Source organism: Mesorhizobium sp. USDA 4775, assembly GCF_054062655.1.
In genome coordinates this window covers 2099176-2125215 of record NZ_JBSSFM010000001.1, presented here as the reverse complement: position 1 = coordinate 2125215, position 26040 = coordinate 2099176, and the positions used below count along the sequence as shown (strand labels likewise).

At 61.5% G+C, this 26040-nt stretch carries 25 protein-coding genes; 15 read left to right on the top strand and 10 right to left on the bottom strand.

The window, feature by feature from the left end:
* Positions 1–128 precede the first annotated feature (128 nt).
* On the top strand, positions 129–887 hold the full coding sequence (locus ACVILI_RS10230) for an IclR family transcriptional regulator (RefSeq protein WP_019860243.1): 759 nt from the start codon (positions 129–131) through the stop codon (positions 885–887).
* 80 nt (positions 888–967) lie between these two features.
* On the opposite strand, the gene ACVILI_RS10225 is transcribed toward ACVILI_RS10230, so the two are convergent.
* Both ACVILI_RS10225 and ACVILI_RS10220 read right to left on the bottom strand, forming a co-directional pair.
* Positions 968–1219, bottom strand: a complete 252-nt coding sequence (locus ACVILI_RS10225; protein WP_027047219.1) for a hypothetical protein — start codon at positions 1217–1219, stop codon at positions 968–970.
* Between the two features lie 111 nt (positions 1220–1330).
* Positions 1331–1633, bottom strand: coding sequence for a hypothetical protein (locus tag ACVILI_RS10220; protein WP_069091344.1), 303 nt, complete (start codon positions 1631–1633; stop codon positions 1331–1333).
* Positions 1634–1863: 230 nt separating this feature from the next.
* Here ACVILI_RS10220 and ACVILI_RS10215 point away from each other — a divergent pair, with 230 nt between their 5' ends.
* From ACVILI_RS10215 to ACVILI_RS10170, 10 genes are all read left to right on the top strand, one after another.
* Complete coding sequence (locus ACVILI_RS10215) at positions 1864–3006, top strand: helix-turn-helix domain-containing protein (RefSeq protein ID WP_019860244.1); 1143 nt, start codon at positions 1864–1866, stop codon at positions 3004–3006.
* Positions 3007–3221: 215 nt separating this feature from the next.
* Positions 3222–4055, top strand: a complete 834-nt coding sequence (locus ACVILI_RS10210) for an IS5 family transposase (RefSeq protein ID WP_457102429.1) — start codon at positions 3222–3224, stop codon at positions 4053–4055.
* A gap of 188 nt (positions 4056–4243) precedes the next feature.
* Entirely contained in the window at positions 4244–5983 is a 1740-nt protein-coding gene (locus tag ACVILI_RS10205; protein ID WP_020628984.1) for a putative bifunctional diguanylate cyclase/phosphodiesterase, read from the top strand.
* Positions 5984–6158: 175 nt separating this feature from the next.
* Positions 6159–6674, top strand: a complete 516-nt coding sequence (locus tag ACVILI_RS10200) for a hypothetical protein (RefSeq protein ID WP_027047220.1) — start codon at positions 6159–6161, stop codon at positions 6672–6674.
* Positions 6675–6676: 2 nt separating this feature from the next.
* The gene (locus ACVILI_RS10195; protein WP_038644719.1) at positions 6677–7855 is read left to right on the top strand and encodes a class I SAM-dependent methyltransferase; all 1179 of its coding nucleotides are present in this window, start codon (positions 6677–6679) and stop codon (positions 7853–7855) included.
* Positions 7852–10218, top strand: coding sequence for a SpoIIE family protein phosphatase (locus ACVILI_RS10190; protein WP_441939506.1), 2367 nt, complete (start codon positions 7852–7854; stop codon positions 10216–10218). Before ACVILI_RS10195 ends, ACVILI_RS10190 begins: the two co-directional genes overlap by 4 nt.
* Before the next feature lie 2 nt (positions 10219–10220).
* The gene (locus ACVILI_RS10185; protein ID WP_019860250.1) at positions 10221–10781 is read left to right on the top strand and encodes a slr1658 superfamily regulator; all 561 of its coding nucleotides are present in this window, start codon (positions 10221–10223) and stop codon (positions 10779–10781) included.
* An 18-nt stretch (positions 10782–10799) separates the two neighbouring features.
* Positions 10800–11138 carry a slr1659 superfamily regulator gene (locus ACVILI_RS10180; RefSeq protein WP_019860251.1) on the top strand — a complete coding sequence of 113 codons (339 nt, stop codon included), beginning with the start codon at positions 10800–10802 and terminating at the stop codon, positions 11136–11138.
* Positions 11139–11313: 175 nt separating this feature from the next.
* On the top strand, positions 11314–11976 hold the full coding sequence (locus ACVILI_RS10175) for an ATP-dependent DNA ligase (protein WP_240564815.1): 663 nt from the start codon (positions 11314–11316) through the stop codon (positions 11974–11976).
* Between the two features lie 157 nt (positions 11977–12133).
* A complete protein-coding gene (locus ACVILI_RS10170; protein ID WP_240564816.1) occupies positions 12134–12397 on the top strand; it encodes an Hpt domain-containing protein in 264 nt (87 codons plus the stop codon).
* 15 nt (positions 12398–12412) lie between these two features.
* Here ACVILI_RS10170 and ACVILI_RS10165 read toward each other — a convergent pair whose 3' ends face one another.
* From ACVILI_RS10165 to ACVILI_RS10130, 8 genes are all read right to left on the bottom strand, one after another.
* The gene (locus ACVILI_RS10165; protein ID WP_038644713.1) at positions 12413–13840 is read right to left on the bottom strand and encodes a glycosyltransferase family 2 protein; all 1428 of its coding nucleotides are present in this window, start codon (positions 13838–13840) and stop codon (positions 12413–12415) included.
* Complete coding sequence (locus tag ACVILI_RS10160; protein WP_019860254.1) at positions 13837–14874, bottom strand: HEAT repeat domain-containing protein; 1038 nt, start codon at positions 14872–14874, stop codon at positions 13837–13839. Before ACVILI_RS10160 ends, ACVILI_RS10165 begins: the two co-directional genes overlap by 4 nt.
* Before the next feature lie 2 nt (positions 14875–14876).
* Complete coding sequence (locus ACVILI_RS10155) at positions 14877–16634, bottom strand: YaiO family outer membrane beta-barrel protein (protein WP_457102428.1); 1758 nt, start codon at positions 16632–16634, stop codon at positions 14877–14879.
* Positions 16634–17026 (bottom strand): response regulator transcription factor, encoded by a 393-nt coding sequence (locus tag ACVILI_RS10150; RefSeq protein ID WP_019860258.1) that lies wholly within the window; start codon positions 17024–17026, stop codon positions 16634–16636. Before ACVILI_RS10150 ends, ACVILI_RS10155 begins: the two co-directional genes overlap by 1 nt.
* 257 nt (positions 17027–17283) lie before the next feature.
* On the bottom strand, positions 17284–17670 hold the full coding sequence (locus ACVILI_RS10145; RefSeq protein ID WP_080643975.1) for a response regulator: 387 nt from the start codon (positions 17668–17670) through the stop codon (positions 17284–17286).
* A 5-nt stretch (positions 17671–17675) separates the two neighbouring features.
* Positions 17676–18005 carry a response regulator gene (locus ACVILI_RS10140; protein ID WP_457102427.1) on the bottom strand — a complete coding sequence of 110 codons (330 nt, stop codon included), beginning with the start codon at positions 18003–18005 and terminating at the stop codon, positions 17676–17678.
* 5 nt (positions 18006–18010) lie between these two features.
* Positions 18011–20119, bottom strand: coding sequence for a hybrid sensor histidine kinase/response regulator (locus tag ACVILI_RS10135; RefSeq protein ID WP_457102426.1), 2109 nt, complete (start codon positions 20117–20119; stop codon positions 18011–18013).
* A 721-nt stretch (positions 20120–20840) separates the two neighbouring features.
* Positions 20841–21743, bottom strand: coding sequence for a GNAT family N-acetyltransferase (locus ACVILI_RS10130; RefSeq protein ID WP_019860264.1), 903 nt, complete (start codon positions 21741–21743; stop codon positions 20841–20843).
* Between the two features lie 238 nt (positions 21744–21981).
* Between ACVILI_RS10130 and argE the strand changes: the two genes are divergently transcribed.
* From argE to ACVILI_RS10110, 4 genes are all read left to right on the top strand, one after another.
* Positions 21982–23106 carry an acetylornithine deacetylase gene (gene argE, locus ACVILI_RS10125; RefSeq protein ID WP_038644704.1) on the top strand — a complete coding sequence of 375 codons (1125 nt, stop codon included), beginning with the start codon at positions 21982–21984 and terminating at the stop codon, positions 23104–23106.
* Between the two features lie 11 nt (positions 23107–23117).
* Entirely contained in the window at positions 23118–24041 is a 924-nt protein-coding gene (locus ACVILI_RS10120; protein WP_038644702.1) for a 2-hydroxyacid dehydrogenase, read from the top strand.
* Positions 24042–24063: 22 nt separating this feature from the next.
* Positions 24064–24417, top strand: coding sequence for a cupin domain-containing protein (locus ACVILI_RS10115; protein ID WP_027047222.1), 354 nt, complete (start codon positions 24064–24066; stop codon positions 24415–24417).
* A gap of 149 nt (positions 24418–24566) precedes the next feature.
* Positions 24567–26030 carry an aldehyde dehydrogenase family protein gene (locus tag ACVILI_RS10110; protein ID WP_038644700.1) on the top strand — a complete coding sequence of 488 codons (1464 nt, stop codon included), beginning with the start codon at positions 24567–24569 and terminating at the stop codon, positions 26028–26030.
* Positions 26031–26040: the final 10 nt, after the last annotated feature.

Genomic DNA, 26040 nt, shown 5'->3' with positions numbered 1-26040 from the left:
AATTTGATACATATGTACCGTATTGCAGTCAAGCTGTATCATGATACGGTTTACAAAACCCACAATGAGGCTGGCGCGCCCAGGGTTTCCGTGGCAAACGCCAGACTGCGGAGAGTTGGAGCAGGACGATGTCGGAAGCCGATACAGCCGAGGCGAGGAACGGCATTCAAGTCATCGCGCGCGCGGCATCGGTGCTGCGGGCGCTGAAGGGTTCGCAGACCGGGATGAGCCTCGGCCAGATCGCCGAACGGGTCGACCTGCCGAGATCGACCGTGCAGCGCATCGTCGGCGCGCTTCAAGCCGAGCGGCTGGTGATCGCTTCGAGCGCCGGCTCAGGCATAAGGCTTGGGCCCGAGTTGCATTCGCTCGCAGAATCCGCCCACTACAACATCGCGGAAACCATCCGGCCGCTGCTTCAGGACCTGTCGCGCGATACCGAGGAGACCGTCGACCTGTCGATCCTGCGTGGCAACATCCTGATCTTCATCGACCAGATCGCTGGCACGCAAAGGTTGCGCGCGGTTTCCTCAGTCGGGGAAACGTTCCCGCTGACGACAACCGCGAACGGCAAGGCCTGCCTGGCGCTGATGGATGACGACGCGTTGGAGCGCTTCGCGCGCGGCGAATGGGCGCGCGCGGGCATCAAGCGCGACATGCGTGGCTTCATCGAAGAAATTGCGCAAGTCCGCCAGCACGGTGTCGCCTTCGACCGCGATGAACATACATCAGGCATTTCGGCGGTCGGTATCGCCTTCAAGGACTGGAAGGGGGACTTCTACGGCGTGTCGATCCCGACGCCGTCGACGCGCTTCAAACAAGGCGAGGCCGGCCTCACGGCGGCTATCCTGAAACTGCGCCACGACATAGAAGCGCTGACCGGGGGATGATTTGTGCGCTGGGGCCGCCCCGAGCCCGCCGTGACCAATTCCGATCATACCGTCACGCCGCCGCGACAAGCCAAGCCGCTTCACACTTTTCCTGGAATTGCTCGGGTGCCCGGTTGCCGGAGCCTTTGCCGACGAGACCTGACCGCCTCCAGCAGCTCGCGCTCGCTGGTGCGAGCATTTCGAAAAATGGACACAACCATCACCGCCAAGATTTCGGCGTCCGGGTCCAAAGGGTCGAGCTTCTCATCCGAGCAGACCTGTTCGAACACGCGTTCGCAAATAGCCAGATCGTGAGGGCTCAGGCAGGTGCGATTGAAACGTCGACGCAGCATCTGTGCGAACCTTTCAGGGCCCGCCCCTTACTTGCGGCGGGCTTTGCTGATGAACCGCTGACGCGATGCAATTCTCAAGCGAAAATATCGTCCACAGTGTATTGGAATCAGTTACCTGTTGCCTGATGATTCCTCTGTTAGAAGTCCCAAAATCACCGCACACTCGCGAGCTCTATACTGCCCAGCAATCATAAGCTGGTAGTAATCTCGCCGTTTGTTTTCCGGGACGTGAAAACCGCGCCGAAATTCCGCCGCCTCTTTCGGAGTTCGAGTGCATCCGAGCTTACTGGCGGTGACTTTCAGACTCGCCAGTGAGCATCCGATCCTTTCCGCAATAACCTTCAACGGCTCGTTGTTACCGTATCCATCAAGAATTATCTTGCGCCGAGCTTCGCTGTTGAGTTTTGTGTTCATTTCGCGGCTTCCTCAACTCCTAGTTCACGATGCCAGATTCTATATGCATCGAATTGAAGAGTGTCGTTAGCTTCGCATCCATAAACTTATCTCGGAATGCATTTCTTACTGCAATCCAGCGGATCGCCGTTTCGGTCGACTCGAGTTCCGCCAGTCTTGCCAGATGGCTGAAATACACCACATGATTGAGAGGGGCATGGGCATACCCGATTCGGATATGGCACCACGCGATGGATACTAAGAGGCAAGACGAGGCCCCAGCGAGGCAGCCGCGGGACCGTGATAGGCGTCGCTGGCCGCGCGAAGGTCAACCCCACGATGAGGCCGCTCCATCGCTCGTGCCAGTGCTCGAACCTCTGGCCTTTTCAACGCTCGAACTGGCGCCACGCGATCAATTCGCCGCTTGGCAACTGCATATGGCGCCGCTTGTCGATGTCAGATTGCCGGATGACAAATCGCCGGACGATGGCTTTCCCGCCTCCCACACAGCTTGGAATCTCGGTGGAATGCTGATCGTTCAGCAGCGCGCGCCGGCACATAGCTACATCCGTTCGGCCGCCAAGCTCCGATCCAGTTCAATCGATCATTGGTATATCGTCTTGCCACGCACTGGCCGGTCGTGGACGGAGGTCGATCGCCGCGTTGCGGAGACCCAGTCAGGCAAATTGGAGATCAGATCGCTTGGCTACCCGTTTCGGGGGAGGGTAACGGACTCGGAAAGTCTCTTCCTCTATCTGCCGCGCGATTTGTTCTCTGATGCGGCATCAACCCTCGACGCAAAGAACAATTCAATTCTGTCCGGCAACTTTGCCGACCTCTTGGCCGACTACGTCAATAGCGTCGAAGCAAGACTGCGCAGTCTCACGGCTGAAGATCTGCCCCGCATCGTACACGCAACCCGCAGCATGATCATTGCCTGCCTCGCGCCTCCGGCGGACCATGCTGCGGCCGCCGAACAATTGGCGAGCGTCGGGCTGATGGAGCGAGCGCGTCGATACGTCCAAAACAATCTGGATGCGGCTCACTTGACGCCGGATTCAATGTGCAGGGCTCTCGGCGTATCACGCTCCCGTCTCTATCAATTGTTCGAACCGAGCGGGGGTGTTCTCCACTACATACAAAGTCGCCGACTTCTGGCAGCCCATGTTGCGCTCAGCGACCCGGCGGACAGTCGGCGAATTGTTGATATTGCTGAGACCTTCGGGTTTAGTTCAGCGGCTAATTTCAGCCGGGCATTCAGCAAGGAATTCGGTTACAGCCCCCGAGAAGGCCGCAGTACCATGATGTTGCCGCGCCCCGCCCACTCTGTTTCGCTTGCTGAACGCGAGAAGACCTCTTCCTTTGAAGGTTGGCTCAAAGCGCTCGGAAGCTGAGTGCAGGACCGGCGATGATCGAGATTGAGCGGGCTCAACACAGGGCCGAGCCACGCCGTGTCATGGGCCAGAATATTTCGTGTCCCGTCCACCACGCCGTCAATCATATAGCCAATTCCCGCCAATTTTCGATTTAGAGACTGCCTCAAAAAGAAGTGGGTGATTTCAATAGGTTGTGATTCCGTCGGATTTGCAAAGATTCGATGGAGCTCACGATGGCCTGGACTGAAATCACCCGTCGGCACTATGCCCGGCGCGCGACCCGTTATGCAAGCGATCTGACGGATCGTGAATGGAGCCTGGTGCAGCCCTTTCTGCCAGCGGCGCGACGTGTCGGGCGTCCCCGCACCACAGATTTGCGAGAGGTGTTGAACGCGCTGCTCTACATCGCCTCGACGGGTTGCCAGTGGCGTATGCTGCCGAAGGATTTCCCGCCCTGTTCAACCGTTCAGCGTTATTTCTACGAATGGAGAGCAACGGGTCTGTGGAGCCGGATCAACCATCATCTCGTGATGGAAGCACGCGAGTTGGAAGGCAAAGAGGCCAGCCCGACGGCAGGCGTCATAGACAGCCAGAGCGTGAAAACCACCGAAAGCGGCGGCATTCGGGGTTATGATGCCGGAAAAAAGATCAAGGGACGCAAACGTCACATCCTTGTCGACACGCTCGGCCTGATGGTCGGTCTCATGGTCCATACCGCTGACATTCAGGACAGGGACGGTGCTCCGGACCTCTTGAAATCCATCCGCCAAAGATGGCCTTGGCTGCTGCATGTCTTTGCCGATGGCGGCTACGCGGGTGACAAGCTGAAAAGGCGACTGCGGAAAATCGGGCACTGGACACTGGAAATCATCAAGCGATCCGACAAGGCAAAGGGCTTCGAGGTTCTACCGCGCAGATGGGTCGTTGAACGGACCTTCGCATGGCTCGGCAGATGCAGAAGGCTGGCGAAGGACTTCGAGAAATCCGTCGCTTCCGCCGAGGCGTGGATCATGATCGCCCACATACGCCTCATCACGCGCCGTCTCTCAAGATATTGCTATCATTGACCTCTTTTCGAGTCCGACTCTTAGTAACCAACTGGACTGTTCATCGTTGTCGCCGCCAACCGCAGCGGAGCATACATTGCAACTACGCCGCGTCGGCACTTGTTAAGACTGCAAGTGGAAAGTTTGCCAAGTCTGGCGGTTATGCTATTTCTACATTTGGGGGACGTGGATTCGCACCGAGGTGGTTCTTGCACCCAGAGGCATCAGGCGTCGGCTCGGAGAGTGAGGGGCCTTCCTCAAGCGATGCTCCGCGTCCGGGCGAAGCGCTTCTTGCTGACCTTTTGGCGAACACGACCGAACTCTTGTCGTTCTATGACCGCGACTTCTGTCTCACACACTACGCAACCAAGCTAAAAGGCGTATACGGAGGCGTGGTGGCGACGGGCGCCGCCATCTGGGCGATCTACCCGAGCTTCCTCGATGCGAGGTGCCGCGACGAATTTCTTCGGGTGTTCCAGGGCGGCTCTCCGGCAAGCATCGACTTGCCGCCATCATCGGGCGAAGCGCCCCGGTCCGTTTTCGTCTTCGGCACCGCAAATGGTGTGGGGATCATCGAATCAAGGAAGCATGGCGGGCGAAGCGCGGCGGAGGAGCAGGAGCATGGAATTCTGCTCCATCTGGCGACGCATGACGTGCTGACTGGACTGCAGAATCGGCGGCGATTCGGCGAGCAGTTGCAGCAGGCCCTGGCGACCCTCGGTGAACCAAAGCCGAAAGCCGCCCTGCTGCAGATCGACCTTGACGATTTCAAATCGGTCAACGATACGCTCGGCCATGGAGCGGGCGATACGCTTCTTCAGCTGGCTGCGGGCCGTATCCGCGACGCGCTGCAGGACGGCGAATCCGCGTACCGGTATGCCGGCGATGAGTTCGCTGTCATCCAATTGGGAAGGGAGCAGCCAGCAGAGGCTGAGCGCCTCGCCGGGTCGCTGGTCGACGCCTTCAAGATCCCCTTCGTCATCAACGGCATCCCCGTCTTCGTCGGCTCGAGCATCGGAATTGCTTTCGGGCCGGAACACGGGACCGATGGCGAGCAGTTGATGAAAGCCGCTGACATTGCTCTTTACGCAGCCAAGACAGATGGACGCGGTTGCGCTCGAACATTCAACCGCTCGATGCTGCTCTTACTCGAGCAACGCGAGAATCTGAGGCGCAGCCTTCGAACCGCGCTGGAGCGGGGCGAGCTTTATCTGGAGTATCAGCCGCTCATTCGCCCTCCCGCGTCGGTGATCGGTTTCGAAGCGCTGTTGCGGTGGCGGCACCCCGAGGTCGGAATCATTCCTCCCGGCGTGTTCATACCGATCGCCGAAGCCGACGGCCTGATGGATCAGATTGGACGATGGGTGCTCGAGGAAGCCTGTCGCCAGGCATTGACCTGGCCTTCCTCGCTGACAGTCGCAGTCAACCTCTCGCCGGCTCAGTTCCTTAGCGGCACGCTGACAGACACGGTCGCTCAGATCATCGATGCAGTTGGAATCCGGGCAGACAGACTTGAACTTGAGATAACGGAGACGGTTCTTCTTGAGAAGACGATCGACAATATCGACACGTTAAATACTCTGAATGTCTTAGGAATACGAATTTCGCTCGACGATTTCGGAACATACTATTCGTCGTTGAGTTACCTCAAGAACTTTCCATTCGACACATTGAAGATAGACCAATACTTCATTGCAGACCTAGACACCGACCTCAAGAGCCAGACGATCGTGCGATCGATCATAAGTCTGGCGCACGGCCTGGGAATAAGCGTCACCGCCGAGGGGGTCGAGACGTCGGTACAGGCACGGTGGCTGATCAAGGAGAACTGCGATTGCCTGCAGGGCAATTTCCTGGGTCGGCCGCTCGGAGCCGAGGCGACCAGCGATTTCATCAGGCGGTCCCCGCTGAGAGTGGTACGCGCGATGGAGGCAAATCGGGCGGTCTAGCGCCTTGCACTCTTTGTTAACGGTGAAATGGAGATTTGTAGAAACGATCGAGGCAGATACCGCACAATTCTTCGAGTCGGTGCGAGACTGACTCATGATGGGCGCGGTGAAATTTTCCATCTCGGAGGTCATGGCTCAACCAGGGCTCATATCGACGAAACAAGGGAATATGCCGATGGGACCTGTTCAACATGACCTGGCTGGCGAGCCGACGTTTGAGCCCATGATCCAGGTCGACATGGAAATCAAGGCTTTCGTCTCCGCTTGGAGACACTGCGACTATGTCTCGACATACATGGCGCGGATGATCAGTCAAAATAGATCAGACTCGGTCCGGCATTCAAATCTCTTTTCCTCTGCCTTTAACGAACTGCTGGAAGTCGCCTTTCGCACGCGCCTTGCCGACGGCGAATTGGCGTGCAGGGTGTCTCGCCATGGCGCCACGGATAGGATCGAGCTGACATTCCCTTGCCTGCCAGGGGAGCGCCAATTCTACCAAGAGGCCCTGTCGCAAGTCGCAGCATTCGAGGCCAAGGAGCGATACCTTAACTCGGTGTCTGGGGATCTTGCGCCCAGCCGGGAGATGGTCCTCCTGGAACTGGCTGTCGACTACAACGCGACACTCTGGGTCGAGGAAGCCGACGGCGATGCAATCAAGCTTGTCGTGGATCTTCCGCTTGAGGGCCAGTAAAATTGGGCCCGTACGACCTTCTCCCGCGCTTCAAGGCGCAATACGACGCGAACAACCAGGAGTTCTCCATATCGGGGGTGGTCCGGCCTCAGGCGATCGATGAGCTTGGCCCCAGCATAGCATTGCTTCGCGATGCGATCGGTCGTGTGCGCGGCGTTCTCTATGTCAATGTCAGACGCCTGACGCAGATGAACAGCGCTGCGTTTCACGCCTTTTCGAGGATCATCATCGATGCCTGCCGCGCTCGCCCTGATCTCAAATTCGTCGTCATCACGTCAAGCGTCGTCGGATGGAGTTCGCGAAAATTCCGTCGCTTGAGCGGAATCGAACCGAACATCACGGTCGAGGAGTATGACAGTCAATTCTATCCGGGGCAGGGCTTCCTCGAGGAAGGCGCGTTCGTTCCGATCCTGCGCACGCAAACAAAGATGACCTGGCGCCACGAGCGCGCAATCTTGCCGCGACACGGCATGAGGCCCGGGATCGTCATGGCCGACATCTGTTGTGGGATCGGAGATTTCGCCGTGCTCGTGCAGAAGGAGTTCCAGCCGTCGCGGATCGTCGCCCTCGACCACTCCATGTCAAGCCTCAGCTATGCTCGACGCGTGATGAAGGAGTTCGATATCCGGGGCATCGAGTATACCTATGGCGATGCATCGGAGATGCTGCTCGAAGAGGCGCAGTTCGACCTGGTCACCTGCCGGCATTCCCTTCAAATCTTCAATCGGCCTGAACTCATCCTCAAAGAGCTCTACCGCATATGCAAGCCGGGCGGGCGGGTCTACATTACCAACGAGAAGAATTCGCATTGCCTCGGCGAGCCTCGCGCCGAAAGCATTCGTTGGACCTACAACGAGGTGGCGAAGCTGTTCAGGCATTTCGAGATGGACGTCGAGCTCGGGCCCAAGAGTCGGCGATACCTGGTCGAAGCCGGGTTCGAAGATATACGTGTAGAGTCCTTCATGGTCACTAACCTTGACGGCGATCCACAGGACTTCGCCGATGTCATTGTGGCCTGGGCGGATGTCTATGCGGGCGAGATGGCGACCCGACGCGGCGACGGACCGGAGTTCATCGCACGGTTCCGGCAGGGCTTCCAGGACCACATTTTCGCTGCACTCCACCCCAAGGGTTACGCGGGTTGGCCGATCTGGGTCGCATCGGGGCAACGGCCACAATGAAAGCCGACAATGAGCCCACACCGCGCTTCGGCCTGCGCTCCTTTCGAGCGAAATTCGTATTGGTCGTTGGCGGCGCCGTCCTGTTCGACCTCCTGCTGAGCGGCGGTCTGGCGCTTTGGAACGTTCAAAAGCTGTCGCGCGATGCCACATCCGAAGTCGGTGAGGGCCTGACGACCGCAAACCAGGAATACATTCGTTCCTATGCGCAATCGACGGCGTTGAGCGTCGACCTGTTGCTCGATCGGGTTCATGGCGACGTCAAGGCGCTGGCCGGCGTGCTGCAGGCCCAGATCGACGATCCGAGTAGGCAGCAACAGGTCGGAGCGACGCTTTCGCATCAGGCGCCCGGCTCCGTGAAGATCGTCTACGACGCGCAGGGCAATTGGGCGCAGAATCTGCCGGGCGCGCCTTCCGTGGTGAGCGTCTGGGGCTACCTGCTGGGTGCCGACCATACCCCGCTACCGGGCGTTCAGAAGGAGATAGAAGACAGTACCGTGATCGATCTCGTCGCGCCGACCCTCATGGCCAGCGGGTCGTCCAAATTGCAGATGTACTATATTGGTCCAAAAGAACGGCCGATCTTCAGGACGGTTCCGTATACGGACCAGGCGCAGACCTTCGACAAGCTCTATCCGGGCCACAACAAGGCGGAGTTCTGGGAATTCTTCTTTCCGGGTATCTATGGTTCATGGCAGCAATGGGCCAAGGATCCTGCCTCCCGTCCGGTTCCTGACGACATTACCCAGACAGCGCCTTACACGGATGCGATCACGGGAAAGCTGATCGTCAGCTTTTTCCATCCGCTGTGGACGCTTGATCGCACCGGTATCGCCGGCACGGCGGGAGCAGACATTACGCTCGATCAGCTGGCGGAAGTCGTCGAAAGGGTGAAGATCGCTCGAACCGGATTCGGCTTTCTCACGATGTCGACTGGCAATGTGGTGGCGATCAATCCGTCTGGCCAGGCGATCATCGGCCTGACTTCATCGAGCGATGCCGGCACGCAGGGCGTCACCGGCTTGGAAAGGTCTCTGCGGGGAAGTACGCAGCCGGCTATCGCGTCGCTGCCTCTCGACCAGAACAATGACGGTGTCATCCAGCACATCATGCTCGACAACAAGGGCGAACACGTTCCCTACATCGTTGTCCTCAAGAGATTGAAGCCGACCAATCTGTGGAGTTCGGGACCGATTAAGTCCGAAACGATGTCGGTCGGGATCGTCGTTCCCGAACGGGAGATCTATGCGTCCCTGTTCGCCGCGCAGGAGAGTATTTCGCGCGCAACCAATCGCATCCTGCTGTTTCAGGTCGGTGCGATCATCGTTTCGCTTCTGATTGTCTTTGCGGCCGTGCTCGGAATTTCGAAGCGGATCACAGCGGGCCTGAGGGCGCTTGCCAGTGCCGCCCAGAAGCTCCAGTCCAAAGATTATTCAGTGCGCGTGAGCATTCCAACGCGCGACGAGGTTGGAGCGGCAGGGATTGCCTTCAACCGGATGGCTGAGGAGATCAGCTTTCACACTGAAAACCTCGAGCAACTCGTCGACGAACGAACCAAGGAGTTGGGGGACGCCAATCAGGAGATTTCCGCACTCAACGAAAAGTTGCGGGACGAGAACGTCCGCCTCGGTGCCGAACTCGCGGTTGCCAGACACATCCAGATGATGGTCCTGCCGAAACCAATCGAACTCGAAGCGATTCCGGGGCTGGAGATCGCAGCGTATATGCGGCCGGCAGACGAGGTCGGCGGCGACTACTACGACGTTCTGCAGAACGGTTCACGGGTCAAGGTCGGCATTGGCGACGTGACCGGTCATGGTCTCGAAAGCGGCGTGCTGATGCTGATGGTCCAATCCGTCGCACGCGCGCTGCAGGAGACCAACGAAGCGGATCCGCACCAGTTTCTGGATCGGTTGAACAGAGCGATCTACAAGAACATTGAGCGGACGAACACCGACAAGCATCTCTCGCTGGCCTTCCTTGACTTTGAGGATGGACGGGTAACGCTATCCGGCCAACATGAGGACGTCCTTGTCGTCCGTGCGGGCGGGGAAGTCGAACGTATCGACACGCTTGATCTGGGTCTGCCGGTTGGTCTGGAGAGTGACATCTCGCCGTTCATTGACACGTATGACATCAAGTTCGGGACCGGCGACGTGATCGTGCTGCACACCGACGGTGTGACCGAGGCGGAAGACCAGGACAGAAGGCTGTTCGGGTTCGAGCGCCTTTGCCAGAGCGCACGAAAACGTCAAGGCGGGAGCGCAGAGGAAATCAAAACCGGAATCGTCGAGGATCTGATGGCCCATATCGGAATCCAGAAGATCCATGACGACATCACCCTCGTGATCATAAGGCACACATAGAAATGACCACGCTGTTCGGCACATCTGAGCTTGCTATCGGGACGATGGAAGGTGTCAGTCGTGTGCGGCTGTTCGACGGACCACTCGACTTGAGTTGGCGTCATTGTGCCACGACCTCGGACTTCTTCGCCGATCTTTTTGCGTTGCGCTTTCAGGCGTCCCGCAATGACTACAGGGAAGTGCACCATAGCATCGGATATCTGGTCAACGAGCTCATCGAAAATGCCGTCAAGTTTCGCGCACAAGGTGAGATCGTGATCGAGGCATCGATGGATTCGGAGCACTTCAAGCTCAAGGTGTTGAATGACGTCGATGGTGATGACGTGTCCGAGTTCCAAAGTCTCCTGGCGAACATCACGGTTGGCGACCCCAAGGACCTGCTGATACAGCGAATCGAAGCGAATGCCGCGAACCCCGACATGGCAGGCTCCGGACTCGGATTGCTGACGTTGATGAGCGACTATGGCGCACGCATGGCTTGGATATTCAGCACCGCCGACGAAAGCGATCGGATTTGCCTGGAGACATATGCCTCCATTCCGATCTCGCAAACTCACAACTAGCTGAGGCGAAGCCAGTCTATGGAAATCAAAACAGACGACTACCGCGTGTGGCTTGAAGGAAGCGATATTTTTTTCGACGGTGTCATGCGGCTTGCCAGTTCCGAAGCCGGCGCGCCTATCATGGCCCTGGCGACCAGTGTTCTTGCCTCAAATCCCTCTTCCATGACGCTCAACTTAAAAGACCTTCACTTTCTCAACTCTTCTGGCATCAACCTGCTGGCGAAATTTACCATCGAGGTGCGCAAGCATCCCGATGTTCGGTTCGTCGTGCGTGGAACGCCCGACATACCCTGGCAATCGAAATCCTTGCCGAATCTGAAGAAGCTGCATCCCGCCCTGGTGCTTTTGATGGACTAAGGTCGCCCGAAATCAGCCTACGGACTGCGTACTACAAGAGTGCCGCACCGAGTGAGATATGTACTCCATGACAAGTATTTGGATGCGAAGGTAACGACAATTCGGCCTGGTGCGCAGATGCTGGCAATGGCTCGGCGGGGGCTCGGCACAGGCGGCAGGCGTCCATGTTGGGGGGATGTCGGGCTGCCTGTGCCGATTGGCCGCCGTTGCGCGATCAAAGGTGGCGTCATTGAGTAAGCGTGCCAAGGCGACCGGCCGCCGGCTGGAGTTCATTCCGCCGCAGATCCCGACTTGCGTCGAGGAGCCGCCCGGAGATGAGGGATGGGTTCACGAGGTCAATCTTGACGGCTACCGAACGCAGATCATCATCGATAAAGGCGGCGTGCGCCTCTACAGCAAGAACGGCCGTGACTGGACCACCAAATATTGGCCCATCGCGCTGGCTGTCGAGCTGCCATGCCGGGCCGCCATTATCGACGGCGATGTCATTGTGCCAGACGAGGAGGGCGCCCACGATTGCCCTTCGCTGGAAGCCGCGATCTGGAACGAACCGAGCCGGCTCGCGTTCGTCGCGTTCGACATCCTCCATCTCGACGGTCGCAATCTAGTCTCCTTGCCCCTCCTGCAGCGCAAGCAGGCGCTACGGCAACTGGTTGAGCACGGCCTCGGCAAGATCCAGTACAGCGAGCATTTCGAGAGCAGTGCGCCAGCGATCTTTCGCGCCATCGAGAAGGTGGGGCTCAAGAGCATCATCTCGAAGCGCGCCGACAGCAGCTACACGAGCGGACCGTCGAACACATGGTTGAAGGCCAAATACTTCGAGGAGGCCGATTTCTGAGCATCGACGACGCTTCTGGCGCAACCGCGGCCTCGGGCAGTCCTCGGGCAGAGGTCGTGCGCGACAAGCAGCCAGTTCAAACCTACCCCGCTTTCTGCTTGAATAGTTTCGACATCCCATTGGAGCACCACCCATCTCAAACGATCCTTTCGCCCCCTTGCGGCAACGCTTCCTTATCCGGTGCGCCGATCAGCTCGGGCAGCTGAAGGCCATCGCATGTGAGGGCGGCCCTTTGCCCCAGGGAGCGGGCGATCCGCTGGTCAGGATAGCGCACTCGCTGGCGGGTGCTGCCGGAACGTTCGGCTTTCCGGGTATCAGCGCACGAGCGTCGGAGCTGGAGACGCTGCTGATCGAGCAGCCGCACGCCGCCCGGGCCGCGCTCGACACGCTTATCGCGGAGATCGAGCGCACTCTGGAATGACGCGGCCGGCCGGCCTCATTTCTTGGCGCCGGTCAGGCCGGATCTAGTCATCTCGCCCCACCCCTGGTTGCCGCGCAAATATTGCCACCAGCCCTTCACGCGCCAGAAATTGTTGAGCTGGCGGTAGCCGAAATTCTCGATCACGGCGACGGCCGTGAGCACGGCGAGGTCCCTGGCGCGCGGAAAACGCTGCAACTCAGCCTCTTCGAGAACCAGGGAACACACGCTGACGCAGACGCCGTAGGTGAAGATGAGCGAGGTGAAAGCCAGCAGATACTCGGTCGACAGGATGCCGATTAGCCAGAATGCCGGGATCAGGATGTAGCCCAGCACCTCCGCAACCGGCCCTAGCACGTCGACAACCAATATGTGGCCGAAGCCCAGGAAGCCGACGCGGCCATAGCGCGGATTGAACAGCATGGAGCGGTAACGGAAGAAGCATTCGAGCGCGCCGCGCTGCCAGCGCGTTCGCTGCCTGGCAAGCACGCTCAGCGTCTCCGGCGCCTCGGTCCAGCACACCGGCTCCGGAATGAACTGGATGCGGTATTTGCGCCCGGCATCTCTCATGTGGCGGTGCAGCTTGATGACGAGATCGAGGTCCTCGCCCATCGAGCCCTTGGTGAAGCCCCCCACCGCCACCACCTCCGTGCGGCGGAACATGCCGAAGGCGCCGGACACCAGCATCAGCGTGTTGATGCGGCTCCAGGCCAGCCGGGCCATGAGAAAGGCCCTTAGATATTCGACGACCTGGAGCAACGGCAGCAAGCGGTTGGACAGGTGGATCTCGCGCACCCTGCCGGCTTCGATCCTCGATCCGTTGGCGATGCGGATCGTGCCGCCGACGGCGATGGTGCGCTCGGGGTCGTCGATGAAGGGCTGGGCGGCGCGCATCAGCGCATCGGGCTCGAGGATGGAATCGCCGTCGATCACGCAGAAAAGCGGCGCGCGGCAGACATTGATGCCGGCATTCTGGGCATCGGCCTTGCCGCCGTTTTCCTTGTCGACCACGAACAGCCGCTCGGTCATCGGCGAGGAATAGAGGCCGCGGATCGGCTCGTGCGCCAGCGCCTCCTCATAAGGCCGGCGGAATTTCACCAGCTTGAAGGCCTCGATCAGGCGCTGCAGCGTTTGATCCTTGGAACCGTCGTTGATGACGATCACCTCGAAATTCGGATACTCGAGCGCCAGCATCGAATGGACGCTCTCGACCACGTTCACTTCCTCATTATAGGCGGGTACGAGGAGCGCGATCGGCGGCGCGACGTCGCCATAGCGGTGCCACAGCAGCGCCGAGCGCGCGACCGGCGGGCGCCTGGAAAGCGCGTAGGCCGCAATAATGAGCTGCAACAGATAGATCGTGGTCTGCGCCAGCCCTGCCCCGATGATGAACCAGGACAGAATGGAGGCGGCCAGAACGATCTCGTGGCTCCAGTCGGACATCATGCGGCCGGCCCCTCGGCAAGGATGAGCGAGGCGGTGCGCTGGCTGCGCGAGACCTCGCTCGCAGCGATGTCACGCAGCAGCCGTTCTCCCGGCTGGCCAAACGAGCGCAGCGCGTTGGCGGCGGCATAGCGCACTGTCCATGCCTCATCGTCCATCAGCGCAGAGAGCGGCGCGGCGAGCCCGGCGAGCCCGAGGCGCCCGGCGGCATCAGCGGCGGCGGCGCGCACGTCCCAGTCGCCGTTGGCCATCGCGCTCGCCAGGATGGCAGGCGCCTCGGCGTGCCCGGTGAGGCCCAGCGCGCGTAGCGCCGCGGCGGCGACCTCGGGCGATTGATCGCCGGTGGCGCGGGCGAAGAAATCGGCGAAATGGAACCCGGCGGCATGAGCCAGCGCGTCGATCGCGGCGGCCCGGATGAAGGGTATCGCGTCGGTGCGCGCGGCATGATCCCTGAGCTCCTCGAAGCGCGCCGGCGGAAAGCGCCTGAACAGCTCGATCAGGCGCCGCGAGCGCTGTCCCGCCACGCCGACCTTGCCCAGCGCGATATCGAGCGGCGGCAGGCTGCCGAGATCGCAAAGCGCGATGGCGGCGGCGATCCTCACCTCGCGCGAACGGTCACGGTCGAGCGCCGAAAGCAGGCTCGCCACCGCGTTTTCCGAACGCAGCGCCGCAAGCATCTCGGCCGCGTGCATGCGCTCGGCGCTGTTGCCGTTTTCCAGCTGCTTGCCGACAAGCGCCGGCAGGCCGCATTCGTCGAAGGCGGCAAGGACGTCGTCATACTCCTCGCCGCGAAGCAGCGAAATGAACTCGAAGCCGGCATTGATCGCCACGCCCGCCGGCACCGCGAGCAACACCACCTTCAAGGCCTCGCGGTCCCGGTTTTCCGTGAAGGCGATCAGTGCCGTGTGAAGCTGGCGCCGCTGATCGATCTGTGCCCTGCCTCGGCGTTCCTGCAGCACCCGCCGCGCGATCAGGAACAGCATGATCACCAGGGAAAGGGCGCTGAGCAAAATGGAAAGATCCCAGATGTACCACATGATCAGAACCGCGCGGTCAGGCCGAGCCCGAATGTGCTTCGGTCGAATGTCGGGCGTTGCTCATGTGCGATACTGGCGCGGAGCGTCAGCGGATCGTTGACGTCCCAGGAGATGCCGCCGAAGACGGTGCGCGTCGGCACCAGCGTGCCGTCGGAGATTTCGGGGGCGTCCGCATAGCCGCCGAAGAGGTTGAAGCGCTGCGTCATCGCAAGGTCGGCCCTAAGCACATAGCCGTCCGCGCGCGTGCCGATATCGTCGGCCGCATGCACCCAGCGGGCGGAAAGCCCCAGCCGGCCGTCGAAGATATAGGCCTGCACCCAGGGCGAGACACTGGTGACGTTTGTGTTGGTGAAATTGTCGTAGCGGGTGTCGATGTTGAGCGACAAGGGGCCGAACGCCTTCGCCGCCGCCATAACCTGCAAGGACGCGCCGGCGCCGATCGAATAGCGCGCCAGGAAATCGGCGTCCGGCGTCACCGCGGCGAGCGCATAGGCGGAGAAGGCAGGCGAGAAGGCCTCGTCGATGCGGCCCTCGATCTGAACGTCGGTGCGGCCGAAGCGGGTTGCCACGCGGGTGCGGCCCGAAATCGTCGTGCGCGGCGACAGCCGATAAGCAAGGCCAGCCGAGCTGTCGGTCCAGTCTCCCAGCCCGTTGGTGAGATCGCTCACCTCGGTGCCGAGGTCGAGCCGCCATTTGCGCGGGGGTGGCACGGCCAGTCTTTTCTCGATGTCGGAAGAGCCGGGCTCGATGGCGAGCGCCTCTCTGTAGGCCTGCCGCGCTGCATCGTCGTCGCCTTGGGCGCGGCGCACATCGCCGATCCCCACCAGCGCCTCGGCATTGCGCGGATCGATCGCAAGCACGCGCTGGAACGACTGCCCGGCCCGCGTGTAGTCGGCCTCGAGCAGGGCGATCTTGGCATCGAGGTCGAGCGCCTCCACATCGTCCGGCGACGAGGCCAACACGTCATCGACCAGCGCGCGGGCGCCCGGCACGTCGCCCTGCCAAATCGCCAGGCGGATCTTGCCGATCCGCGCGTCGAGAAGGCCGGGCTTTATGGCCAGCGCCCGGTCGAAGAAATGCCCGGCTTCGTCGAACCGCTGGCTGGAGCCCACGATAAGGCCAAGGGCGACCAAGATGTCGGTGTTCTTCGGCGCCAGCCCAAGCGCGCGGCGATAGACCTTCTCCGCTTCGGGCAGCTTTCCCGTTGTTCGCAACCGCCGACCTTGCTCCATCAGGCCGGCAACGGGATCGTGCCGCCGGAGGGGTGGTTTCGCCCTCGGCGGCGGGGCCGCCACCGACGCCTTCCTCGCTTCACTGCCGGCGGCCTCTATGGCCTTGCGGATGTTCTCTACAAGCGCGGCGACGTCGGCGTTGCCGGGCTGGGCGCGCGCCACCGATTCGGCGAGCGGCAGCGCGGCACCCAGATTGCCCGAACGGAACTCGATCTCGGCCAGGCCGAAGCTGGCATCTTGATAGGTCGGAGCAAGGGAAAGCGCCTTGGAAAAGGCGTCGCGCGCCGCCGCCAGATCGTTGCGGCCGAGCTCGGCGAAGCCGAGCTGAACCAGGGCATCGGCGTTGTCGGGTTTGAGCGCGAGTGCGCGCCGAAGCAGATCCACCGCCTCGTCGAAATGCCGGGCCTGCCTGGCTTTCACGGCGGACGCGTAGAGCTCATCGACCGTCTGCGCAAGCACCGCACCAGGAGTGGCCGCGATGGCCAGGATCAGGCATGCGGCAAGCGCTGTGCGCCGGCTGCGCCTCATCAGCGTTTCCCATTCTTGCGCGCGATCAAACGCGCCAGCCGGGCCAGCAGTTCCTCGGGGATGAATGGCTTTACCAGATAGTCGTCAGCGCCCTTCTCGAGGGCCGAGACGATGTCCCTTTCGGCCTTGCGGGCGGTCAGCATCACCACCGGCGTGTCTGACAGGGCCGGGTCGCTCTTGAGGCGAGCCAGCACCTCCAGGCCGTCGGCCTTGGGCATCATCGCGTCGAGCACGATGATGTCGGGTCCCTCCTGTTCCGCCTTCGCCAGTGCCTCGGCACCGTCCACTGCCGTGATGACCTCGTATCCCTTCGCCCTCAGCCTGAATTCCATCAGTTCAAGCAACAAGGGGTCATCATCGCAGATCAGAACTCTTGCCTTCGCTCCATTCACCAGTGCTGCTCCGGTTCACGCCTCGTGCCCCCCGGAGTGATCAACCCATGAACCGACATCCGCCAATGCGGTCCATGCAAACAAGGCCGGTGCGGGTCTCCCGCGCCGGCCGATGCCGCGCAATCATAAATAAAACCGATTCGCGACGGCCGTATTTCGATACAATCAGTAGATGAATATTGGGGTATGGTATAGGTGCCCTAAACGGCAAACGGAGCTTGCTGACAGGCTTCTTGCCGCTGCCTTCGACCCAGCGGCTACGCGCGCCCGGGATGCTCCGAGAGCAGCTTCCTGACTTCGCCGGCGAGGGCCAGCGGATCGAAGGGTTTGGCGATGACGCCGATCGCTCCCATGGCGAGATAGCGCTCGACCTGATGCGTCTGGGTGCGCGCGGTGATAAAGGCCACGGGTATCGACGCCGTCAGCGGTGAAGCAGCCAGGCGCTTCAGCGTCTCCGGCCCGTCCATGTCCGGCATCATCACGTCGAGCAAGATGAGGTCGGGATGCCATGCGGCGGCATCGGTCAGCGCCGCGGCGCCCGAAGAGCAGGACCGCACCTCGAATTCCGGCTCGAGCTCCAGCGACATCTGAGCGATTTCGCGGATATCGTCCTCGTCATCCACGTAGAGGATTCTTGCCGGCATGATCGTCACTCCTTGGCACGGGCGGCGGGTCTGGTGCCATCTCGCGATGAGGCCAACATGGTTCTGACCAGCTTTGCCACATCGATCTCCGACGCCCTGGTCTTGGTCATCATCGCTTGCACCCGATCGCCGAGTTTCTGGTCCGGTTCGGCCGCCGAGAACACGATGACTCCGGTCTCCAGCGGCAGATCGGCGAGCAGGTCCAGTCCCGATCCGTCTGGAAGCACTATGTCGAGGATGACCAGGTCGAAGTGACGCTTCGCAACCGCCCGCCGTGCCTCCTGCAGCGTTTTCGCCGAGATGATCGAGACGTCGGAGCCCAGCCCCGCCGACATCACGGCTAGCACACCCCCTCGTCGTCTTCGACATGGAGGATCTTCGGCCTCTGCTCATTCCTGCTGGCGACGATCTTGGCAAGAGCGGCGTGAAGCCGCCCCGAATCCACCGGCTTCTCCAACCAGTCGACAATGCCGACGGCGGTGCCGTTCAGTGAGCGCCTGGCCTCATCGGCGACGGCGGAGATGACGATGACCGCAATGTCGGAATTCACTGGTGACGCCCTGATGTCATGGAAGAGCTTGATACCCGATTCTTCTGCCAGCTTGATGTCGAGTGTCAGTGCCGCATAATCGCGGGACTGCAGCAGCGCCTTCGCGGTGGCGATGTCCGGGGCCACGTCGCTGGAAAAGCCTTCCGAGTCCAGGAGTGCCGCAATCACCGTGGCGATGTCGGTCTCGTCTTCGCAGATCAGAACCCGTAGGCGGCCATCGGGCTCCCGCGGCGGGCGCGGTGGCGGATACGGCCTCGGGTGGAGCCTGCGGGCTTCGGCAAGGTCGACGTGGAACGAGGTTCCTTTCTCTTCCTCGGTTTCGAAGGAAACGGCGCCGCCCAGCTTCTCCACGATGGCCTTGACGATGCTGAGGCCGAGGCCGGTGCCGCCTTTCTTGCGGGTGCTGGACGCGTCGGCCTGTTCGAACTTGCCGAATATACGGCTACGAAACGCCTCGGGGATACCCGTCCCCTGATCGATCACCGAGATGCGCAACATGTCGCGATCGCGACGCTGTAGCTTCACCATCACGGTGCCGTCGGCGTGCGAGAACTTGATCGCGTTCGACAGAAGGTTGGCCATCACCTGGTGCAGGCGGTCCGGATCGATGTTGGCTTCGGCGCGCGGTGCATCGTCGACCAGGACGATACGTATCCGGCTCTCGGCCATGTAATTGGAACTAGCGGCAATGGCCTGCTCCATGATCGGGCGCACAGGCATCTGCTTGATCTTGAAGGCGATCACACCTGACTCGATCTTCTCCATGTCGAGGATGTCGTTGATGAGAAGAACCAGTCTCTCGCTATTGGTGTGGGCGATATTGACGAGGTTGGCGGCCTTCGGCGGCAATTCACCCGCCACGCCCGCCGCGATCAGGCCCAGCGAGCCGCGGATGGATGTAAGAGGGGTGCGCAGCTCATGACTGACCGTCGAAATGAAATCGTTCTTGAGTTGAGCGTTTCGCTTCTGCTCGGTAATCTCGCGATTGTAGGTGATGACACCGGTGATCTTGCCGGCCTCGTCGCGAAACGGCGCCTTGAGCGTGTAAAGCCAACCCTGTTTGCCATCCGGAAAGACCGCCGGCTGTTCGATGCGCAATGTCTGCCCGGCCTTCAGTGCGCCCACCTCGTCGTGCCTGAAGCGCTCGGCCACGTCCTTCGAATAGAAATCGAAATCGGTCTTGCCGATGAGCTCCTCGACTGAAGCGGCCCCCAGCATTTCAGCGGTGGCGGGATTGGCGGCGATGAAGCGGCCGTCCACATCCTTTATGTTCAGGCAGTCCGGCAGTTCACGAACCATGGCCCGATAGATCATGTTGGACATGGAGAGATCGCGCCGCCGCTGTTGCCGGTCGAGCAGGATGCCGATCACCATGGTACTGAGGAAGCGGAACAGGAGGGACGGGAACGTGCTCTGCTGGATCAGGCCTGTGATGACTTGCGGGGGTATGACCAGGAGTGTGATCAGCCCGGCGAGTGCAACTGACACGCCGAAGCCGAATATGTCGAGCATCGTGCGCGACCGGGCCGCGACAATGTGGTGCCATGCCAGGCCGACGACGGCGGTGATCAGGATGCCCATGACGCCGACATTGGCCCCCTGCCCGCCAAGATAGAGGCGATAGGCAATGGAGCCGGTCGTGGCAACGATCATTGCCGGCCATCCGCCGAAGAACGCCGCGGCGCCGATAAAAGCGGCGCGCAGATCGACCACGAAGCCGGAGACAGACAAGGCGGTCGCCATTGAAATGACCGCCCCCACGCACATGACCGCGCCGAGAAGCAGCGACTGTATCCGCGGCGAGAGACGCCCGGTGAAATCGGCGACAAGGTCCCAGGCGACGACCAGGACGGAGACCAGGGCAAGATTGGCGAGGAGTGATTGCCAGATCTCGGTCATGATTTTCCGACTCCTTTTTTCCGATGAATATCGGCTAAAGAAGCTGCGCACCAGTCCGCAGGGCCGGACCGGTGGCACCCCGAGCAAAGGCGACATGGGCAGCCACATGGCAGGCGTCTTGGTACAGCGCGCTTATCGAGCATCAAGTCGAAGCCTGATCTTCGGCACGGGCATCGCCGCGTACTGACGATGGCCCCGACGTGCTCGGCCGCGCCGCCGTGACGGTTGATACGTCCAAGCCCCCTACGGGCTCACGGACTACTACAGCCGGCACCTTTTTTCTGGACGCCCCGCTCCGCTGAATGCCGAGAGGGGCTCCTCCGCACGACGGCTGGATCGGCACCTCGTCTTCGAGCATTTTTGATGCCTGCTGCCGAATCAGGAGCGGCCCAATTGCACATCGTTGCCGCCGATTACCGCACGTGTCGTTGCAAGGTCTTTCGAAACCGGCAGGGCCGAGCTACGTGTGACGAGCGCCATCAACGAGACGGAGAAAATTGACGAAGAGGCCCAAAGTCGTTTCGCTCAGCCCTCAAATTTGTCCGCTAAGTAGCACAATAGGTAACACAAATGAGTAGAAGGAAGCGAAAATTGACAGCTAAAAAATTTGAAATTTATGCAGCAAAATCAATTATTTACCGAGAAATTTATGGTACCGTTGGCTAGCGCCGCTAGAGTGACGCGAGGTGGGGCAGCCGCGACGGTACGGGTCCTGGGTCAACTACCCGAGAGTTTGACTGGCGAGTGCATAGGTCACCGGTGCAACGGCGTCGCCGACGGCAAAATCGTTGAGGCGTTTGCCCATGGACATAGTGAGCACCGTGTCGAAAACCGGCATTCCGCTGTGCGACAGAAAGGCGGCGAACTCGCCAGTGTCCATGTGGGTGTCGATCCGCAGGAAAGACCCCGAATGGTCGGCCACGTGCGGCCGGACGATCGCCACGGCGTCGGCGTCGCTTTCCGCCACGACCGGTCCCACGACATGGCCCCGCCCGAACGGCCGACAAAGCGCGAACGCGTTCAGCTTGTCACCCTTGAAAAGACCATAGCCGACCGAATGCGCGAAAAGCTTTTCAATGAGCGCCGCCCGCCTCACGCCAAATCCTGCCGCGTCGAGCGCGATTGCCGCGGGAATATCCCTTGCGTCCAAAGTCCGGACATCGCCTCGCGCATTTGCCGGCCCAGCCATCGTCTGCATCCGGGCGATGCCCTGGCATTGATAAACGGTCTTCTCCGGCTGGAAGTCGAGCGAGAGATAGAGCCGCCTTGCCGCGCGCGTTGCATTGAGGCGCAGATCGCGACCGACCACCTTGTCGAAGACCCGCTTCATCAGCCATTGCCCCGCTCCCAGCGTTTGGAGTCGCGGCGATGTGATGACCATCCCCACGGTGGCGAAATCGTCACCATGCGCGAACCACATAGCCGAACCTAGAACCCTGCCGATCTCGTCGAGGGCCACGACCCCCTCTCCCGATTCACGCAGAAATTGCCAGTCCTCGGCGCGATGCGGCCATCCCACAGCGAGCGAGTGCGCGTGCAAGCGGTCCAGTTCGACGCCTTCGATGTCGCCGATCCGCATCGAGAAAGTGTCGATCTTCAAGCTTCCCGACGGCTTCAAGTCCATGCCCCTAAAAGATTGTCGTCCTGAGCGCCGCACACCGATGGCCACCCTCTGCCCGCCAACGCTAAACGAGCGGACCGGTACGATTAGCTCGAAAGCCGTGCAGCAACGCAAGATTCAACTGAAACATTTCAGCTTTCGGCACGCAATAGCGCAAGAATGCACACACTCTCTCCGGAAATCTAGCAGCATATGGTCGACGGCACTGATCCCGGCGAACCCGAACGTTTTGAGGGCAGGAATGGACGTCTTCGACATCCTCGACCGTCTCGTCGCCTTTCCATCGGTCGCCGGCAAACCGAACGGCGACATCGCTGGCTGGATCGAAGCCTATCTCGCAAAACACGCGACGCAGGTCACGCTGCTTCCAGGGCCGGAAGGCGATCGTTCCAATCTTTTCGCGACGATCGGCCCCTGTGATGTCCCGGGCTATATCCTGTCCGGCCATATGGATGTCGTTCCCGCTAGCGAGCCGCAATGGAGTTCGAGCCCTTTCGCGCTGCGCAAGGAGGGCGAACGGCTCTACGGACGCGGCACCACGGACATGAAGGGGTTTCTGGCCGCAGTGCTCGCCGCCGTGCCCACGCTGGCGGCACTGCGCCTTGCCAGGCCGATCCATTTCGCCTTCTCCTATGACGAGGAGGTGGGATGCCGCGGCGTGCCGCATTTGATCGCCCGCCTTCCCGAACTCTGCGCCAAGCCGCTCGGCGTGATCGTCGGCGAGCCGAGCGGCTTGCGCGCCGTGCGCGGCCACAAGGGCAAGGCAGCCGCCCGCTTGATCATCAATGGGCGCTCCGGCCATTCGTCGCGGCCCGATCTCGGCCTCAACGCCATCCACGCCATGGCCGGCGCGCTAAGTGCGGCCGTGAGCGAAGCGGAGCGGCTGACGAACGGTCCGTTCGACCCTGATTTCGAGCCGCCATACTCCTCGCTGCAGGCCGGCGTAGTGGCGGGTGGACATCAGGTCAACATCGTTCCCGACACCTGCACGCTGGACCTTGAGGCGCGCGCCGTACCCGGCGTCGACCCTGCCAGCCTGCTCGCGCCCGTCAAGGCACGGGCAGAGGCGCTTGCGGCCCAAGGCTTTCGGGTCGAGTGGAAACCGATGAGCGCCTATCCGGCGCTGTCGCTCCCACAAGACGCGGCACTGGCGGCACTTCTGCGCGAGTTGACAGGCGAGGTGCCGCTTGCCGCCGTCAGCTACGGCACAGAGGCCGGACTTTACCAGGACGCCGGGTTCGATGCGATCATCTGCGGACCAGGCGACATCGATCGCGCCCACAAGCCTGACGAATACATTCTCGCGAGTGAACTCGCCGCCTGCCAGCGGTTGACCGAGGCGCTGGGCGCCCGCTGCGCGGCTTGAAGGGAACCGGAATGACATTCCTGTTCAATTCCGACGCGCGGCGCGGGGCGATCTTCGCCGAAGCCTTCGCCAAAGAACTGCCGGACGTACCCTTCACGATGGATGCCGCAACGGTCGATCCCGACGCGGTGCGTTATCTCATTGCCTGGACTGCACCAGAAGACCTCGCGCGCTACAGGAACCTGGAGATCCTGTTTTCCATTGGCGCCGGCGCGGACCAGTTCCACCTCGATACCGTACCGGAACAGGTGAAGATCGTGCGGACGATCGAGGCAGGCATCGTGCGCATGATGCAGGAGTATGTGACGCTTGCCGTGCTCGCCCTGCACCGCAACCTGCCGGCCTATCTCGCGCAGCAGCGCGCCGGCCAATGGCGCGACATCACCCAACTCCAAGCCGGGTCGCGCCGGATCGGCGTGCTCGGCCTCGGGCAACTCGGGCAGGCCGTCCTCGATCGCCTGAAACCCTTCGGCTTTCCGCTCGCCGGCTGGAGCCGCTCGCCACGGCAGATCGAGGGCGTATCCTGTCATCATGGCGAGCTTGGACTGAAGGAGATGCTCGCGGCCAGCGACATACTCGTTTGCCTGCTTCCGCTGACCAGGGATACGCGTGGTTTCCTCGATGCCGACCTGTTCGCGAAACTGCCCAAGGGCGCGGCGCTCGTTCACACGGGCCGGGGACCACAGCTCGACCACGAGGCGCTTGTCGCCGCGCTCGACCACGGCCACCTTTCGGCGGCGATGATTGACGTCACGGATCCCGAACCGCTGCCTGTGGGCCATCCCTTCTGGCGGCATCCGAAGATCATCCTGACCCCGCATGTCGCCAGTGTCACCCAGCCCGCGACAGCCGCGCGGGCCGTCATCGAAAACATCCGACGCCACCGCGCCGGCCTCGAGCCCATCGGGCTCGTCGACCGGTCGCGCGGCTATTGAATCCAACCTGAAAGGCCATCCCTTGTCCCTGCTCAAGACCGTCGACACCAGCCCCGCCTTCCCGCCGCGTGAATCCCAGGCGCTGCCCGAACGGCTGATTGCCGGCAACCCCGCCTTCAAGACCTGGGCGCAGGACACGGCCAAGGGCGATCTCGTCCATACCGGCGTCTGGGAAGCGACACCCGGCGAGACGCGCTCGATCAAGGGGGAGACCTTCGAGTTTTGCCATATCCTCACCGGCGTGATTGAGATCACGCCCGATGGCGGCGAGGCGGTGACTTACCGCACCGGCGACAGCTTCGTGATGAAGCCTGGCTTCACCGGTGTCTGGAAGACCATCGAAACGGTGCGCAAAATCTACGTCACAGTAGGGTAACGGCTCCGCCTGAGGTGCTGGCCTCCGCAACAGATTTTGCCGTCCCTCATTGCCAGCACGCAACAATCATCCGCGACCGATCGCCGAACGGCGCATGCTGCGCTCCTGCCCGCGCTAGGGTCGTCCAGCATAGCTGAAAGTAGGCGCCCATGGGCCTGAGCTTCGACCCGGATACCGTCTCCCTTCCCGTCGGCCATTTCATCGGCGGAGAACTCATCGCGACCGAGGGTGCGCTCGAGATGCGCCGACCGTCGGATGGCAAGGCATACGCCGCCAGCCCGGTGGCGGACGTTGATATGGTCGACCGCGCGGTGGCGAGCGCCAAGGCGGCGCTAAAGGCCAGCAACTGGGGCGGCGTCCGGCCGCGCGAGCGCACCAGGGCACTCCAGGCTTGGGCCGACCTGATCGAGGCGGAAGCCGAAACGCTGGCAAAAATCGAGGCGCTGTGCTCGACCCGGCCCGTCGGCCAGCTCGTCGCCGGCGACATCGGCGTGACTGCCGAGCAGATTCGCTTCTTTGCCGAATTCGCCGACAAGGAAGGCAGCGAGCTGGTGCCGACCGACGACACCACTCTCGGCATGATCATGAGCCAGCCCTATGGTGTGGTCGGCGCGATCACGCCCTGGAATTTTCCGATCTCGATGGCCGGGTGGAAGCTTGGTCCGGCGCTGGCGGCGGGCAATGCGGTCGTGCTGAAGCCGTCGGAAATGACGCCCTTTTCGGCAGTCTACATGGCACAACTCGCCGTCAGAGCAGGCTTGCCGGCGGGGCTCATAAATGTGGTGCTGGGCGACGGTTCGACGACCGGCACGGCACTGACCGGACATCCCGAGATCGCCAAGGTCAGCTTCACCGGCTCGACCCGCGCCGGCTCGGCCATCATGGAGAATGTTGCACGCACCGGCGTCAAGCCGATGACGCTGGAACTCGGCGGCAAGAGCCCGCAGATCGTCTTTGCCGATGCCGATCTGGCCAAGGCGGCGACCGCGATTGCCGGCAGCGTCACCTTCAACGCCGGCCAGGCCTGTGTGGCCGGTACGCGCCTGATCGTCAAGAAGAGTGTGGCAGACAGGCTGACGGCCGCGATCCTGGAGAAGATGAAGGCGGTACGGCCCGGCCCGACCTGGGACGAGGCGACGCAGTATTCGCCCATAATCTCGGAGCGGCAGCGGGCGCGTGTCGACGGCATCGTGCGGGCCGCGGTCGAAGCCGGCGGCCAATGCCTGACCGGCGGCGGGGTCATGGACAGCCCAGGCTATTTCTACGAGCCGACGCTGATCGCAGATGTAGACCAAGCCAATCCGGCGATCGTCGAGGAAATCTTTGGCCCGGTCTTGACCGTCCAGACCTTCGAGACCGAGGAGGAGGCGCTGGCGCTGTCCAGCCACCCGACCTACGGACTGGCTTCCGGCCTGTTCACTTCAGACCTGTCCCGCACCATCCGCTTCGCGCGCAAGCTCGAAGCGGGCACCGTCTGGGTCAACCGCTACAGCCGCTCGCGCGACCATATCCTGCCGACCGGCGGCTACAAGCGCTCCGGCATCGGCAAGGATCTCGGCCGCGAGGCCTATCTCGCCAACCGCAGGACCAAGAGCGTCCTGATCAGCCTCTAGAGAGATGCCG

Coding starts and splice junctions, on each gene's coding strand:
- ACVILI_RS10230 (WP_019860243.1), top strand. CDS start 129: ATGTCGGAAGCCGATACAGCCGAGGCGAGGAACGGCATTCAAGTCATC.
- ACVILI_RS10225 (WP_027047219.1), bottom strand. CDS start 1,219: ATGCTGCGTCGACGTTTCAATCGCACCTGCCTGAGCCCTCACGATCTG.
- ACVILI_RS10220 (WP_069091344.1), bottom strand. CDS start 1,633: ATGAACACAAAACTCAACAGCGAAGCTCGGCGCAAGATAATTCTTGAT.
- ACVILI_RS10215 (WP_019860244.1), top strand. CDS start 1,864: ATGGATACTAAGAGGCAAGACGAGGCCCCAGCGAGGCAGCCGCGGGAC.
- ACVILI_RS10210 (WP_457102429.1), top strand. CDS start 3,222: ATGGCCTGGACTGAAATCACCCGTCGGCACTATGCCCGGCGCGCGACC.
- ACVILI_RS10200 (WP_027047220.1), top strand. CDS start 6,159: ATGGGACCTGTTCAACATGACCTGGCTGGCGAGCCGACGTTTGAGCCC.
- ACVILI_RS10190 (WP_441939506.1), top strand. CDS start 7,852: ATGAAAGCCGACAATGAGCCCACACCGCGCTTCGGCCTGCGCTCCTTT.
- ACVILI_RS10185 (WP_019860250.1), top strand. CDS start 10,221: ATGACCACGCTGTTCGGCACATCTGAGCTTGCTATCGGGACGATGGAA.
- ACVILI_RS10180 (WP_019860251.1), top strand. CDS start 10,800: ATGGAAATCAAAACAGACGACTACCGCGTGTGGCTTGAAGGAAGCGAT.
- ACVILI_RS10175 (WP_240564815.1), top strand. CDS start 11,314: ATGTCGGGCTGCCTGTGCCGATTGGCCGCCGTTGCGCGATCAAAGGTG.
- ACVILI_RS10165 (WP_038644713.1), bottom strand. CDS start 13,840: ATGATGTCCGACTGGAGCCACGAGATCGTTCTGGCCGCCTCCATTCTG.
- ACVILI_RS10160 (WP_019860254.1), bottom strand. CDS start 14,874: ATGTGGTACATCTGGGATCTTTCCATTTTGCTCAGCGCCCTTTCCCTG.
- ACVILI_RS10155 (WP_457102428.1), bottom strand. CDS start 16,634: ATGAGGCGCAGCCGGCGCACAGCGCTTGCCGCATGCCTGATCCTGGCC.
- ACVILI_RS10145 (WP_080643975.1), bottom strand. CDS start 17,670: ATGCCGGCAAGAATCCTCTACGTGGATGACGAGGACGATATCCGCGAA.
- ACVILI_RS10140 (WP_457102427.1), bottom strand. CDS start 18,005: ATGTCGGCGGGGCTGGGCTCCGACGTCTCGATCATCTCGGCGAAAACG.
- ACVILI_RS10135 (WP_457102426.1), bottom strand. CDS start 20,119: ATGACCGAGATCTGGCAATCACTCCTCGCCAATCTTGCCCTGGTCTCC.
- ACVILI_RS10130 (WP_019860264.1), bottom strand. CDS start 21,743: ATGGACTTGAAGCCGTCGGGAAGCTTGAAGATCGACACTTTCTCGATG.
- argE (WP_038644704.1), top strand. CDS start 21,982: ATGGACGTCTTCGACATCCTCGACCGTCTCGTCGCCTTTCCATCGGTC.
- ACVILI_RS10120 (WP_038644702.1), top strand. CDS start 23,118: ATGACATTCCTGTTCAATTCCGACGCGCGGCGCGGGGCGATCTTCGCC.
- ACVILI_RS10110 (WP_038644700.1), top strand. CDS start 24,567: ATGGGCCTGAGCTTCGACCCGGATACCGTCTCCCTTCCCGTCGGCCAT.